This window comes from Micromonospora sp. NPDC004336, from assembly GCF_053602615.1.
In genome coordinates this window covers 4,157-4,805 of record NZ_JBSGDY010000284.1, presented here as the reverse complement: position 1 = coordinate 4,805, position 649 = coordinate 4,157, and the positions used below count along the sequence as shown (strand labels likewise).

Annotated in this window: 1 pseudogene; it reads right to left on the bottom strand. The window is 73.2% G+C overall.

The window, feature by feature from the left end:
• Positions 1–141: 141 nt before the first annotated feature.
• Positions 142–649, bottom strand: a pseudogene (locus ACWENR_RS29700) (hypothetical protein); the annotation flags it as partial.

Sequence of the window (649 nt, the reverse complement as noted above, 5' to 3'; positions counted from 1 at the left end):
GCCGATGGTACTGCACTCGGGAGGGTGTGGGAGAGTAGGACACCGCCGGACAATCATTCCAGTCGAGGGCCGCCCATCCGGGTCGGCCCTCGACTGCGTAGCGCCATGGATGGCGCAATGAGGAAGGATGTACCTGTGAGTTCAGGATCGCAGGGCGGAGATCGTCCCCGTCGTAACGACGACCGTTCGGGCGGGCGCGACGGCGCCCCGCGCCGCGGCGACGGGCCCTCGTACCGGAACGACCGGGACGGCCAGCGCGGCGGACACGCCGGCGGCGAGCGCCGCGAAGGTGGTTTCCGCGGCGGCGAGCGCCGTGAGGGTGGCTTCCGTTCTGGCCCGCCGCGTGAGGGCGGGTTCCGTGGCGGCGACCGCGAGGGCGGCTTCCGTGGCGGTGACCGTCGTGAGGGTGGCTTCCGCGGTGGTGACCGTGAGGGTGGCTTCCGTGGCGGTGACCGTCGCGAGGGCGGCTACCGGGGTGGTGACCGCGAGGGCGGCTTCCGTGGCGGCGAGCGCCGTGAGGGCGGTGACCGTCCGGGCGGTGGCTTCCGTGGTGGTGACCGCGAGGGCGGGTTCCGTGGCGGCGACCGTCGCGAGGGTGGCTTCCGCGGTGGTGACCGTCGTGAGGGTGGCTTCCGTGGTGGTGACCCGT